We start from the raw sequence: 13047 nt of genomic DNA on the forward strand, positions 1-13047 counted from the left end.
GGATTAATTTCTTCAGTGGACGGGATGCTTTCCCTGTCCGTTGCATTTCAATTTGAATTTATTATAAATGATAAAGTCGGGATTTGTAAAGAGTTTTTATAAGACTATTTTCCTACATAGTTCAATATGATCATTTTTGAGCAGCGTAAGCATCACGATTGCGTTGTACTTGTTTCACATGCAATTCTAAATGAGACACACAGATTTTCTCTGCAATCGTACGTGCAGTCAGTGTTCCATCTTCTGTATGCTCACCTGTACGTTCCCAATCTTCATCACGAATCTGTTCCAGAACAGGTGCAAAAGCCCTACGCATCGCGATCAATGCTTGCAGATGATGTTCCATATTAAGCGAACTATACTTTAGATTTTGTGCCCATAAATCTTGATCAAATGCTCTGATGACAGGATTTTCTTCAGCTAAGACTGATTTCAATCGATATTGAAGCATAATTTCTACATCAAACAAATGAACAACAATTTCATGAATACTCCATGCTTCTGGTGCTGGTTTAAAGTCAATTTCTGCTTCAGGAATCGCGCGAATCTGTTCTACAAAATGCTCCATATCCGGTAAATAACGATAAATTGCGTTTTGCATAAGTACACATCCTTCTCCACATTGATCTTTGTTTGGGGTATAGCCAATTATTTTAAGCTATTACATTATCAGTATTTGACCATATAAAGCGTAATCTCATCGCGATTATGGAATAGTTGCTTCGCACGTTGAACTTGCATACGAGCATCTTCAAATGTACTGATGACTTCTTTAATTAAAGCCAGCGGCTTTTTGTTCATTAATTTGACGGTTACAATAACGGTTCCACCTGGAACAACAGCATCAAGCATACCGATCACAAGTTTGGCTGTTAATTTAGGGCTCCAACTCATATCGCATACCAGTAGATCAAATTCATTCGGTTTGAATTTGACATCAGCTGCATTTTTTTTCACTACTTTAAGATTAGGAATATTTTGCAGAGAAGGGTCCATTTTAGCTGGATCTACTGCTGTAACTTGTAGTCCTTTATCCAGTAAAAACGAAGTCCAACCTCCAGGAGCTGCTCCTACATCAACGGCAGAACGAAAAGCGGTAAAGTCGATTCCAAATACACGTTCTGCTTCAAGTAATTTGAATTTGGCACGTGAAATTTGTCCTTCTTCTCGTTGAAAACGTACAGCTCCCCCATTCCAATCGGATAGGTTATCAGTTGGCACTGAAATACCTGCATACAGTCGCTCTGCTGTCCAAAATACAGATACCACTTTATCAGCATCCTGCACTGTAAAATCAGACTGCAAGCCCATTAGACGTTCTTCCAGCAAATGACGCAGTTCAGAAGCATTTTCTTCCGGTGTAGCATCTGCTGTTTTGCGAATATGAACTGCTAATTTGATATCTTTCAATTCATCACGTTTCAATAATAAATGGGCTAATGCATCAAATGGATGTTGTTCAGAATCAATTTGATCCAGTACCAGATCATAATGAACCGGTTGAATATGACGTAAGAACATAGGTGGTTCTGCTAATAAGCGTTGTACGACTTGCTCTGTAGCCACAGGTAACGTTAATAAAAGGACTTCAGCAGGAACCAGAACAGAACTTTTAACAGCTCCAAACACTCTTTTCAATTCTTCCTGTGCATAAGGAGCAAAGCCATGATTCGCTGTTCCGATCCAGCGAGAATCACTTTGTTGCTCTTGCGTATTGTTTTCTTGGTCATTCATGAGTTAATGTTCAGCCTCCAATAATTTATGCAATTGCACTACGGATATGTTCAAGTATACGCGGAACAGATTCCATGCGGTATAAAAAACGTGGAGTTTTTTCTCTCCACGCTTCAAATACGATCAGACACGGTATGCTGCTAATTTCGTAAGCTTGTACAAATGTAGGTGCAAAATTAACATTTAATGCATATACCGTATGTTCTGGTAAAAGCGGTAACGTGATTTCCAGCATCCGTCGTCCCATTTTACAAGTACCACAAAGTGGTGTGTACGCATATATCGCAATTGCTTGTCCTGATGTAGTTGCCATCTCTAGTGCTTGCTGTTCTGTTAGTTCTTCAATCATTGCACTCACCCTTGCCCTTTGGAAGACTGGTTAGCAATATCGTTCAGAACTTCAGCAGGCATAGCACCATCATGCAAAATGACATGTTCAGGTTTTGCTTGATATAACAGTTCATACATTCGTTTGCGACCAGACATGCTTGACGTATGCAAATAAATCTCGTTTGCAAATAGACCTTCATGCACCATTGCTTTGACTACATCGGTGCCATCCATTTGCCCAAAACCAAGCTCATGATCAAGCGAAAGAATATTGACTTCACTTTCTCTCAGCATCATCAGACATTCTTCACCATCTCTAGCTAGAGCAAAACCTTTGGGGCAAGGACGATAATCATCCAAATAAAGATTGATCATAAAGATTGCCTCCTCGGTTCATATGAATTGATATTATTTTTCAAATTGTGTAGCTGGACAATAATACGCTTTTTTGCCAGACACTTCGGTTTTGACAATCAAATCTTTCGCAGAACGTACAGAAGGTTCACCTTCACGCTCATATACACGACGCAGCGCATGGAATCCACCTGTTAAGGAATCTGTTACTGTTAGCGGTTGTCCTACCAAATGTCCACCTGTCTGAATAGCTTCTTCCAATACATTTTGCATAGCAAAGTACAAGCGGGATAATGCTTCTTCATCCAATTCTTGTACTTTAGCAGAAGGCAATAGACCTGCTGTAAAAGCTATCTCATCTGCATAGTAGCTTCCAATACCTGCGACTAGATTCTGGTTCGTTAGCGCTGTTTTGAGCGAACTACGACGACCTTTGTATAATTTGATAAATAGTTCTTCTGTTAATTTACGATCTGTGGCTTCCAATCCCAGTTCGTTCAACTTCGCTCCTGCTTCTTTGGCAGTATAAACATAGAACATCCCTTGACGAGCACCTGTAAAGTAAAGCGAGTTATGATCTTCAAATTGAATTTCAACATCTGCTACACGATCAGCATTTTCTTTCGTTTTGCCATAAAATAAAGAACCACCTGCTGCAATGCTTAACAGCAAACGTTGTCCATTGTTCGTATGCAGATTTAAATATTTACCGCGACGCTCAATAAAAGCAATGCGTTCGCCTACGATTTGGCGATTTACTTGCTCGGATTCCAAGTTAACTGCTTTGGCACGTTTTACCTCAATTTGAGTAATTGGTACATTTAAAATGTAATTGCTTAATTGCACTTTATAATTTTCTAATTCTGGCAATTCTGGCATAAGAATTCTTCCTCTCTCTATATCAATTAATGGGATGATGAATACAATCCAAGAGCCGAGCTTACTTCGGCAAGATCTTGACATATGATATCTGCTTTGACCCCTGCTTTGGCTTCATGTGTAGACATATTATCTATTGTGGTAATACCGCTTAATACTAGCACTGTCACACAACCGGCAGCAGCCCCAGCAGCAATATCAGTCAATAGATTATCGCCTACTACAATAGCATCCTTTGCAGGTAGTCCCAAGCGTTCTAATGCATATTCCATCAAAATGGCTGATGGTTTGCCAATCACAACAGGTTCTATCCCTGTTGCAGCAACAATAGAAGCACCAATCGTACCTGCTCCCGGCAACAAACCATCATGTGAAGGAAGCTGAAGGTCGGGATTAGTTAGAACAAATGTAGCCCCACCTGCAATCAGGCGCAATGCCTTTGTCAGCTTTTCATATGTAAATTGACGATCGATCCCTTGCAGGACATAATCGGGCTGTTCCTCTGTTAATTGTAACCCGTGTTCTGTTACCGCTTGTTTCAATCCTTCTTCTCCGATGACATATACACTCGACGCAGGAGATTGCTGTGCAATATAATAAGCGGCTGCCATTGCAGAAGTGCATACTTGTTCAGCAGTAGCAGGAATCCCTAAATGAGTCAGATGATCTGCCACTCCTTGCGGTGTACGAGAAGAGTTATTTGTAACAAATAAATAAGGAATCTGCTTGGACTGTAAATCTTGAATCCAAGCACTGGCCCCTTCAATAACGGTATCGCCATGATACAATGTACCGTCCAGATCAATCAGTAATCCTTTACGATTTGTTGTCATATAGACACCCTTTCTATCACTCACAATCTTCATTGTAAAAAAAGTTGCGGCATAAGGCAAACGGTATCCTTATATCGCCGCAACCAAAATGCTTTAAACCGACTTCGAAGTGATCGGAAATAACACATGTTCTTCTGCCAATAACGTATTTTCAAATATACTTTTGGCTTCAAGCAACAATGGTTCAAGCTGTTCACGATCTTTATAACGGGAACTAAAATGAGTCAAGATCAATTCATGTACATTCGCATCTTTAGCCGCATGAGCTGCTTGCAAAGTCGTACTGTGATAATAATTGTGTGCGGTCTCTTCCATATCTTGCAAAAACGTAGCTTCATGCACCAGCACATCAGCATCTTGCGCTAATACACCTACATTTGGACAAGGTCTTGTATCTCCCAAAATCGTAATGATTTTTCCTTTTTTCGGCTTACCTACGACCTGATGAGAATGTAATGTTTGTCCATCTTCTAATTTGATACTGCCTCCATTTTTTAATTTTCCATATAGAGGGCCTGGCTTAATGCCATGATGCTTCAGTACTTCAAAATTCAATTGTCCGGGACGATCTTTTTCAATAATACGATATCCATAACTATCGATACGGTGTTCTAATAACGCCGATTCTACTCGAAACATATCGTCTTCAAAAACGACGCCACCTTCGTGTTCAACGATATTCAGTTCATATTCAATACGTGATTGACTGAGTTCTAGAGAAGTTCGAATATACCGTTCTAATCCGACAGGACCATATACCGTAAGCGGTGTGACTCCTCCTTGATAAGCACGACTCGATAATAGCCCAGGTAGACCAAATAAATGATCTCCATGCAAATGAGTAATAAAAATCTTTTCTAATTTACTTAATTTGAGCAGAGAACGTAACACTTGATGCTGTGTACCTTCTCCACAATCAAATAACCATAATGCGCGGCGTTCTTCATACATTCGTAATCCAATAGAGGTCACATTACGCTGAAGTGTAGGAACGCCTGCATTGGTTCCCAAAAAGTACAATTCCATCTCTCTCTACCTTCTTTCTGTATTCGCCAGGTTCCGTAACAAAAATCCCCCGATTTATCGGAGGATTCTGCAATGATGATACATAATGCAATACAATCTATAGTTATGCTTTATCTACATTAAAATAACGTGCTTGTGGATGACTAAATACCATGGCTGATACTGAAGCTTCCGGTTCCATCATAAATCCTTCGGTTAATTCGACACCGATATCTTCAGGCTTTAACAAAGCAAACAAAGGGCCTTGATCTTCTAAATCAGGGCAAGCTGGATAACCAAATGATACTCGAATCCCTTGATAACGTGCTCCTAAGCGCTGCTTCATCGTCATCGTCGCCGGATCAGAGAATCCCCAACTATCACGCATCATATGATGAACACGTTCTGCAAGTCCTTCTGCGGTCTCTAGTGCGACTGCTTGAAGAACATGGGAGCGTAGATAATCACCTTTGTCTTTCCACTCTGAAGCCAGTGCACTAATTCCCTGACCAGCAGTAACTACCATAAAGCCTACATAATCCATCATACCACTTTCTACAGACTTCAAAAAGTCAGCTAGACAGAGATAAGGCTCTACTTGTTGGCGCGGGAATGTAAATGTATGCAAAATTCGGCTATGATCTGTTGGATCATATACAATCACATCGTTCCCATTCGATTGAGCCGGGAAAAAGCGGTACATCCCATGCGCTTGAATAATATGCTCTGTTAATGCTTTTTGCAATATTTCATCTACGACTGATTTGAGCTGTACTGCTTTCGGATCTTGCTTCGCTAACAATTGCTCTACCGATCCTTTGAGTCCTAGATGATGTCCAAGAAGCATCTGCATATTCACATACGGTAAAATATGACTAAGCGGATAATTACGCAATACATGGCGATCCAGATCAGGCGGAAGATAGATCGGCATATTCGGATCAATATCTGATTTAACTGCGCGAGTGAGCACAGGTAATGGTGCTACTTCTACTGCTACCGCTGTATCGATCTCATTTTCAGCCGCCACTTCTGCTTCAATAATCGCTCGCTTTTCAGGATTCATAAGACGGTTGGCAATATCCAGACCATCCATAGCGTCTTTGGCGTATAATACCAATCCTTCATATTCCGGTCGTATCCGGTTTTTGGTGAATTTGCGTGTTAACGCTGCTCCGCCCACCATAATAGGAATAGCAATCCCTGCACTACGTAAATCTTGCGCCGTTGTAATCATTTGCTGAGCAGATTTAACCAAAAGACCGGATAGACCTATCGCATCTGCTTTTTCATTGCGATACGCTTCGATAATACGTTCAGGTGGGACTTTGATGCCTAGATTGATAATTTTATAACCATTATTGGATAAAATGATTTCGACGAGATTTTTACCAATATCATGTACATCGCCTTTGACAGTTGCCAGTAAAATCTTACCTTTTACAGACGATTCATTTTTCTCCATAAATTGTTCCAGATAAGCAACAGATGCTTTCATCACTTCGGCACTTTGCAATACTTCAGCTACGATCAGCTCGTTATTATTGAATAGTCGTCCTACTTCTTCCATCCCTGCCATCAGCGGGCCATTGATGACTTCGAGTGAAGAGTATTTTTGCAATGCTTTTTCCAAATCAGGCAGTAGACCTTCTTTGGTTCCTTCTACCACATAAGAAGCAAGCCGTTCTTCTAACGTAAGATTAGAATCTTGCACTTTCTTTTCTACTTTTTTATTACGAAAAGCAGCTACAAATTCAGCCAATGTAGCATCATTGGTATTATAAAGTAATTCTTCTGCTAAATGACGCTCATGTTCAGGAATAGACGCATACCGTTCTAATTTCTCGGTATTGACGATCGCGTAATCCAGACCTGCTTTGGTGCATTCGTACAAAAATACAGAGTTCAACACTTCACGTCCTGCTTCAGGTAAACCAAACGATATATTACTGATCCCCAGAATTGTATGACAACCTGGAACTTGTTCCTTAATTAAGCGAATACCTTCTATCGTTTCTTTGGCAGAACCAATATACTGTTCATCTCCTGTACCGACAGGAAATACAAGTGGATCAAAAATTAAATCTTCTGTTTGGAGTCCGTATTTGTTCACTAACAATTGTTGCGAACGCTTAGCGACTTCTAACTTATCTTGCGCTGTTATCGCCTGTCCTCGTTCATCAATCGTCCCTACAACTACAGCTGCACCGTATTTATGAATAAGCGGGGTCACATCTTCAAACTTTTCTTCCCCATCTTCAAGGTTAATTGAGTTAATAATTGCTTTCCCTTGCGAATAACGAAGAGCGATATCAATAACAGCTACATCTGTTGTATCGATCATTAATGGAGCTTTAACTTTTTTGACGACTAAATCTAAAAATTTCTCCATATCATACGTTTCATCACGATCGGGATCTTGTACACATACATCGATGACTTGTGCACCATTTTTTACTTGAGCACGAGCGATCTCAGATGCTTCTTCATATTTACCTTCTACAATCAATCGCTTAAATTTACGTGAACCGAGAACATTGGTACGTTCTCCTACCATATAAGGGCGATTGTCTTGCTCGATATAGACAGGTTCTATCCCTGACAAAGCAGGTGGATGTGTACCGATCATCGCACGAGGTGGATATTGAGATAATAATTCATCCATAACACGAATATGATCCGGTGTTGTTCCGCAACAGCCTCCTGCTATATTGAGCCAACCTTGCTCAGCAAAAGCTGCCATTTTGCGTCCTAACGATTCTGGAGATTCATGATAATTCCCATTTTCATCAGGCAAGCCTGCATTGGGATAACAACTAACCGCCGCTCCTGCCATTTCAGACAATGAACGAATATGATCACGCATAAATTCTGGTCCGGTCGCGCAATTCAAGCCTACTGAAATCGGGTTCAAATGTTCTAATGAAATATAAAAAGACTCTATATTTTGTCCGGCAAGCGTTGTACCCATTGGCTCGATCGTACCGGATATCATCAAAGGTAGCTCTATTCCTGTCTGCTTAAACGCATTACGGATACCGATACTACCTGCTTTCACGTTCAGTGTATCTTGCGAGGTTTCTAATAGAAGTACATCTGAGCCGCCTTCTATCAAAGCTACTGCTTGTTCCTGATAACTTTCTACCAGTTCATCGAAAGTGACTCCGCCTGTAACAGACAATGTCTTGGTTGTAGGTCCCATAGCGCCTACAACATAACGTGGACGTTCAGCTGTACTATATTTATCAACAGCTGCTCGGGCAAGCTTAACGGCTGCTAGATTTAATTCACGTGCTTGATCTTGAATATCGTATTCAGCCAGTACTACTGAGGTAGCACCAAATGTATTCGTTTCTATCAAATCTGCACCAGCAGCTAAATATTGCTCATGAATTTCTTGAATAACATCTGGACGTGTTAGAACCAGTATTTCATTACAACCGTCTAGATCATCACTGCCAAAATCGTCTGCCGTTAAATCTCTTTGTTGAATCATCGTCCCCATAGCGCCATCCAAAATCAGAATACGCTGTTCAAGTCTTTCTTGTAGGTCAGGCTTATTCATCTATTCGATCCTCCCCGCAAAACGTTAGGCTTTAGTTTAACAGAAACCTTTTAACTAGAAAAGAATCTTATTTGTGATGTATAAGTGTATTATACTTGTAATTATAAAAGTGAAGATTTTTTATTTAGACTATAAGATGAAGTTTGAATGAAAGTATCGACAAAAAACGCTTTTTCTTTTATAATACAACATAAAAACATTGAAAGAAGGGTAATCCGATGGCTGAAATCAGAATTAGAAATACCAATGAACGAATTGCTGGAGATGACAAGGTTCTGGAGTTTTTGAACAAACATGAGGTTGTATATGAAAAATGGGATGCTTCCAAATTGGCTCCTGAATTGCAAGATAACTTCACATTGACAGATGAGCAAAAACAAGCGGTTTTAGATACGTACGAAGCAGAAATCAAAGACCTTTCAGCACGTCGTGGTTACCGCACATGGGACGTTATTACTTTATCTGAATCTACACCTGATCTGGAAGCTAAATTAGCTAAATTTGAAGAAATTCATACCCATACTGAAGATGAGATTCGTGCGATTGTATCAGGTAATGGTATTTTTATTATCAAAAGCCCTGAACATGGATACTTCGATGTTGAATTAGAACCAGGTGATGTTATCTCTGTACCTGAGAATACACCTCACTTCTTTACACTGGTTGAAAATCGTAAAATTGTAGCTGTTCGTTTGTTTGTAGAAACAGACGGTTGGATCGCTGTTCCTTTCGAAGACAACTCTTTCCAAAAAGCTTAATGATAGAAATAACAAAATCCCTTACCGATCTACTCGGGCAAGGGATTTTTTGTTATGTTTTTAGCTATAGGGCTAAGAACTCATTTGGTGAAAATATAGTTTATGATACCAACTGAGCCGTAATCTGATGAATATCGGTTAAACGTGTAATTTCGTAATCTGGCTTAATCTCACTATCATTGACTTTACCATTACGGTTCACCCATACCGATTTGATACCTGCTGCTAATGCACCTTTGATATCTGTAGTCAGTTTATCTCCGATCATCAACGCTTGCTCTGGCTTCACATCCAATAATTCCAGTGCATGTGCAAAAATCTCTGCATTAGGCTTACCTTTACCAAATGCACCGGATACAACGATCTGATCAAAATAAGGAGCTAACTTGGGTACACCGTCTAACTTCTCTTGTTGTAACGCCGGACAACCATTGGTAAGCAACAATAGCTTGACCTTACCTTGTAATTCATCCAAAATCTGAAATGTCTCTTCATAGATATGCGGACGATTACGTCGTTCTTGTACGAATCGATCAGACAGTTGGAGTGCTAAAGCTTCATCTTCGATCCCCATTGCACTTAGACCTTTACGCCATGATTCTTTGCGATATGTCGGTGCAATCTTCTGCAATTGACGGAATTCAGGTTGTTCGCCTGCGGAAAATTGAGCCCACAAGCCTTCAAACGGATTAATTCCAATCCATTGTGTAAAAGGAAAAGTCTCATAGGATTCATACAGTGCTCTCGCTTCTCGGCGTACTGTTTCTTCCAAAGCTATAGGATCAACACCTGTCGCTTGCTCAGCCACAAGACATGTCTCTGCAAAAGCTTCTTCTATACTGCGTTCATCCCATAATAACGTATCATCTAGATCAAACAAAACCGCTTCAATACTCACTGCCTGTACCTCCTCAACGATCATCATGACATTAATTATGATAATAGATATTTAGATTAGATAGCATATATAACGATCGATCTCCAAAAAGCTTAAGCTTTTTCTTGAATCGAAATTTTGTGTTGTGCAGCAAATGTGCGTAAATGCTCGCTCATTGCATCTGTATCATAACGGTTTAATGTGCGTGAGAATACCCAGCTTCCACCTTTAGAGCTATGTTCAATCACTACATAACCTTTTTGAAGGCGAATACTTTTTACTTGAGAAGAAGAGATGAGACGATCACGATTAAATTTGGTAGTGATCAATGAATCTCTGCCAATTTTCAAGTACGGTTTGCGGAAATAAAGCATTACGCCAAGTAAAATGTACAAAGCTACAGTAACAATAAAGATTACGCTAAAACCATCAGCTGTTGGATACATAATACCCATCACTGCATAAATAATTCCCAATATAATTAGAGCAGCTGGAAAAACAATGTTTCTTCCTTTATACGCTGTATATTCGGAAATACTGGTTTTGCCACCGATAGAAGATTGACCTTGCTTTCTACGTGCAGCATTAACTTGCTTTGAATTGCGTCGAACTTGCCTTTCCCAGGAACGGGACATACTTTGTTTCCCCCTAATAGATAATGTAAGCCTTACAACAAAAGCAGAAGACTTCGTTCTATCTTATCATGCCAGAACAAGCCCTAAATTTCCATAGCAAAATAGGATGCTCTCTGTAATAACAGCTAGAGCACCCTTGAGTTAGTTCACTTCTTTGTATTTATTAAAGCTGTTACATGATTCTAGTGCTGACTATTTTTTGGTATTATCCGCTTGTTCTGTATCTTCTACAAATTCAATTGTATCTAGTTGTTGACGGAAATTACTGCGAATATTATTTAAATAAATAGCACGTAACTCGTCACGCTCTACAGTTTCTTCGGCTGTAAGACCTGAACTTTTTTTCTTACGAGCTAATTCATTAATACGTGCAATGAGTGTATCGATATCCATAACTAACCTCCATGTAAGTAATCATCTTGTGACCATCACTAACTTTGACATGTAAAAAAAAGCTTGTCAAGATCAACAGATCTTAACAAACTTTCATCCTATTAATGAATATATATGCTTATCTAGTAATATCGTTTATACAATAAATATACTTAGAGAACATATAAATCAATCGTAAGGAATCACCAGAACATCGCCTGCTTGAATCTCACTTGTAGTCAATTGATTCTCACTACGAATCTCAGCGATATAGTCACGTGTATCTGTCTGGGCTGATTTGTATTCACTAGCGATACTCCATAAGCTATCCCCTGAATGAACAACAACTTTTTGTGCAGGACCTTCTACTTTGTCTGCTACTACAAAGTTATGAATTACTCCACCGTATAATAATACACCTGCAAACACAAAACATACCATTAAACGTCCGCCGGATTTCCACTTCACTTTTTGGGCTGTGCTTTGAATAAGATGTAGCGTTTTTTGACGTAATGTTTTTTTGCCTTTAGGTTGAGCTGGCTTACGTATCTTTTGCACATTCGGCAAATATGTCCACTCATCCACCACTACATCTTTGTCCGCTCGTGTGGCATGAATAGTTGCTTGCTGTGATTGTTTCTCCGAATAACTTGTTGATGTATGATGTATATCTGATCCAGATGTATCAATCTGTTGTTCACCATCTTCAGATTGATTGTGGATGCTACGATATGTAGTATATTTTAACATTGTCATCACGCTCCAAACATTTGTTCTTGTTTTCTTAAATTCACTATAACACGAACATATGTTTTACTCAATAGTTTTTTACGAACCTTCGTTCGTGTTTTTTATTGCACCTTTTAGACTATAGATTATGCCTCTTATACGATGAATAGACTACAAAAAGTAATGAATAACAAAATAAATATACAAATTTTAGAACTTATGTTTGTACGAACGGTAGTTCTATGTTATAATTTTGCCAAACGTTACTAGCATTGGGGTTGATAAGGTATGTCAAAAGTTTCAAGTCGCCAACAGGCCATTTTGGAATTTATCCGAAATGAAGTCAAACTTAAAGGTTACCCGCCATCTGTACGTGAAATTGGTGAAGCTGTAGGTCTTGCTTCTAGTTCTACTGTACATGGTCATCTGGATCGTTTGGAGAAAAAAGGACTGATTCGACGCGACCCGACCAAACCTCGTGCCATCGAGTTGTTAGGTCAAGAAGAGTCTGAAAGTAATATTCTTTTCGCTCAAACGGTATCTCGTGTTCCTATTATTGGAAAAGTAACCGCCGGTGTTCCGATTACAGCTACAGAACATATTGAAGATTACTTCCCTCTACCACAGAATTTTACAGGTGAAGGACAAGTATTTATGCTTTCTGTAGTTGGAGACAGTATGATTGAAGCAGGAATCTATAATGGTGACTACGTAATTGTACGTCAACAACAGACCGCTGATAATGGCGATATTGTTGTAGCCATGACAGAAGACGACGAAGCAACTGTCAAAACGTTCTATAAAGAAAAAGATCATATTCGTCTACAACCAGAAAATCCAATGTATCAGCCACTTCGTCTGACACATGTTACGATTTTGGGTAAAGTTGTAGGATTGTTCCGTAACTTGCACTAAATCACTACTGTACGTTGCAGTTCATAGAAGATAGAAAAAGACCGCTACTAGAAAGTAGCGG

14 protein-coding genes are annotated in these 13047 nt (G+C 39.5%); 2 read left to right on the forward strand and 12 right to left on the reverse strand.

Features of this window, described 5'->3' with window-relative positions; all coding sequences use genetic code 11:
- Window positions 1-130: 130 nt before the first annotated feature.
- The 8 genes from QCD85_RS06660 to metH all read right to left on the reverse strand — a co-directional run bounded on the left by QCD85_RS06660 (window position 131) and on the right by metH (window position 8700).
- Window positions 131-601: a DinB family protein gene (locus QCD85_RS06660; RefSeq protein ID WP_273612649.1), complete on the reverse strand. Its 471-nt coding sequence runs from the start codon at window positions 599-601 to the stop codon at window positions 131-133.
- A 68-nt stretch (window positions 602-669) separates the two neighbouring features.
- On the reverse strand, window positions 670-1734 hold the full coding sequence (locus QCD85_RS06665) for an SAM-dependent methyltransferase (RefSeq protein ID WP_301262055.1): 1065 nt from the start codon (window positions 1732-1734) through the stop codon (window positions 670-672).
- 25 nt (window positions 1735-1759) lie between these two features.
- Window positions 1760-2083, reverse strand: coding sequence for a thioredoxin family protein (locus tag QCD85_RS06670; protein WP_273612651.1), 324 nt, complete (start codon window positions 2081-2083; stop codon window positions 1760-1762).
- A gap of 5 nt (window positions 2084-2088) precedes the next feature.
- Window positions 2089-2439, reverse strand: a complete 351-nt coding sequence (locus tag QCD85_RS06675; RefSeq protein ID WP_301262056.1) for a cyclic-phosphate processing receiver domain-containing protein — start codon at window positions 2437-2439, stop codon at window positions 2089-2091.
- A 33-nt stretch (window positions 2440-2472) separates the two neighbouring features.
- Entirely contained in the window at window positions 2473-3297 is an 825-nt protein-coding gene (locus QCD85_RS06680; RefSeq protein WP_273612653.1) for an Fpg/Nei family DNA glycosylase, read from the reverse strand.
- Window positions 3298-3323: 26 nt separating this feature from the next.
- Entirely contained in the window at window positions 3324-4130 is an 807-nt protein-coding gene (locus tag QCD85_RS06685; RefSeq protein WP_301262057.1) for a TIGR01457 family HAD-type hydrolase, read from the reverse strand.
- Window positions 4131-4223: 93 nt separating this feature from the next.
- Window positions 4224-5156: a ribonuclease Z gene (gene rnz / locus QCD85_RS06690; RefSeq protein ID WP_274172566.1), complete on the reverse strand. Its 933-nt coding sequence runs from the start codon at window positions 5154-5156 to the stop codon at window positions 4224-4226.
- A 103-nt stretch (window positions 5157-5259) separates the two neighbouring features.
- Window positions 5260-8700 carry a methionine synthase gene (gene metH / locus QCD85_RS06695; RefSeq protein ID WP_301262058.1) on the reverse strand — a complete coding sequence of 1147 codons (3441 nt, stop codon included), beginning with the start codon at window positions 8698-8700 and terminating at the stop codon, window positions 5260-5262.
- A 218-nt stretch (window positions 8701-8918) separates the two neighbouring features.
- On the opposite strand from metH, the gene QCD85_RS06700 reads away from it, so the two are divergent.
- Complete coding sequence (locus QCD85_RS06700) at window positions 8919-9458, forward strand: cupin domain-containing protein (RefSeq protein ID WP_273612657.1); 540 nt, start codon at window positions 8919-8921, stop codon at window positions 9456-9458.
- A 100-nt stretch (window positions 9459-9558) separates the two neighbouring features.
- On the opposite strand, the gene QCD85_RS06705 is transcribed toward QCD85_RS06700, so the two are convergent.
- From QCD85_RS06705 to yneA, 4 genes are all read right to left on the reverse strand, one after another.
- Window positions 9559-10356 carry an HAD family hydrolase gene (locus QCD85_RS06705; RefSeq protein ID WP_301262059.1) on the reverse strand — a complete coding sequence of 266 codons (798 nt, stop codon included), beginning with the start codon at window positions 10354-10356 and terminating at the stop codon, window positions 9559-9561.
- A 92-nt stretch (window positions 10357-10448) separates the two neighbouring features.
- Window positions 10449-10970: a methyltransferase gene (locus tag QCD85_RS06710; protein ID WP_273612659.1), complete on the reverse strand. Its 522-nt coding sequence runs from the start codon at window positions 10968-10970 to the stop codon at window positions 10449-10451.
- 192 nt (window positions 10971-11162) lie between these two features.
- Window positions 11163-11363 carry a DUF896 domain-containing protein gene (locus tag QCD85_RS06715; protein ID WP_273612660.1) on the reverse strand — a complete coding sequence of 67 codons (201 nt, stop codon included), beginning with the start codon at window positions 11361-11363 and terminating at the stop codon, window positions 11163-11165.
- 168 nt (window positions 11364-11531) lie between these two features.
- Window positions 11532-12092: a cell division suppressor protein YneA gene (gene yneA, locus QCD85_RS06720; protein WP_301262060.1), complete on the reverse strand. Its 561-nt coding sequence runs from the start codon at window positions 12090-12092 to the stop codon at window positions 11532-11534.
- A 267-nt stretch (window positions 12093-12359) separates the two neighbouring features.
- On the opposite strand from yneA, the gene lexA reads away from it, so the two are divergent.
- Entirely contained in the window at window positions 12360-12986 is a 627-nt protein-coding gene (gene lexA / locus QCD85_RS06725) for a transcriptional repressor LexA (RefSeq protein WP_069325997.1), read from the forward strand.
- Window positions 12987-13047: the final 61 nt, after the last annotated feature.

The organism is Paenibacillus sp. PsM32 (assembly GCF_030433815.1).
Taxonomy (GTDB): Bacteria; Bacillota; Bacilli; order Paenibacillales; family Paenibacillaceae; genus Saccharibacillus; species Saccharibacillus kyungheensis.

Coding starts and splice junctions, on each gene's coding strand:
- QCD85_RS06680 (WP_273612653.1), bottom strand. CDS start 3,297: ATGCCAGAATTGCCAGAATTAGAAAATTATAAAGTGCAATTAAGCAAT.
- QCD85_RS06670 (WP_273612651.1), bottom strand. CDS start 2,083: ATGATTGAAGAACTAACAGAACAGCAAGCACTAGAGATGGCAACTACA.
- yneA (WP_301262060.1), bottom strand. CDS start 12,092: ATGTTAAAATATACTACATATCGTAGCATCCACAATCAATCTGAAGAT.
- lexA (WP_069325997.1), top strand. CDS start 12,360: ATGTCAAAAGTTTCAAGTCGCCAACAGGCCATTTTGGAATTTATCCGA.
- metH (WP_301262058.1), bottom strand. CDS start 8,700: ATGAATAAGCCTGACCTACAAGAAAGACTTGAACAGCGTATTCTGATT.
- QCD85_RS06665 (WP_301262055.1), bottom strand. CDS start 1,734: ATGAATGACCAAGAAAACAATACGCAAGAGCAACAAAGTGATTCTCGC.
- rnz (WP_274172566.1), bottom strand. CDS start 5,156: ATGGAATTGTACTTTTTGGGAACCAATGCAGGCGTTCCTACACTTCAG.
- QCD85_RS06685 (WP_301262057.1), bottom strand. CDS start 4,130: ATGACAACAAATCGTAAAGGATTACTGATTGATCTGGACGGTACATTG.
- QCD85_RS06700 (WP_273612657.1), top strand. CDS start 8,919: ATGGCTGAAATCAGAATTAGAAATACCAATGAACGAATTGCTGGAGAT.
- QCD85_RS06675 (WP_301262056.1), bottom strand. CDS start 2,439: ATGATCAATCTTTATTTGGATGATTATCGTCCTTGCCCCAAAGGTTTT.
- QCD85_RS06715 (WP_273612660.1), bottom strand. CDS start 11,363: ATGGATATCGATACACTCATTGCACGTATTAATGAATTAGCTCGTAAG.
- QCD85_RS06660 (WP_273612649.1), bottom strand. CDS start 601: ATGCAAAACGCAATTTATCGTTATTTACCGGATATGGAGCATTTTGTA.
- QCD85_RS06710 (WP_273612659.1), bottom strand. CDS start 10,970: ATGTCCCGTTCCTGGGAAAGGCAAGTTCGACGCAATTCAAAGCAAGTT.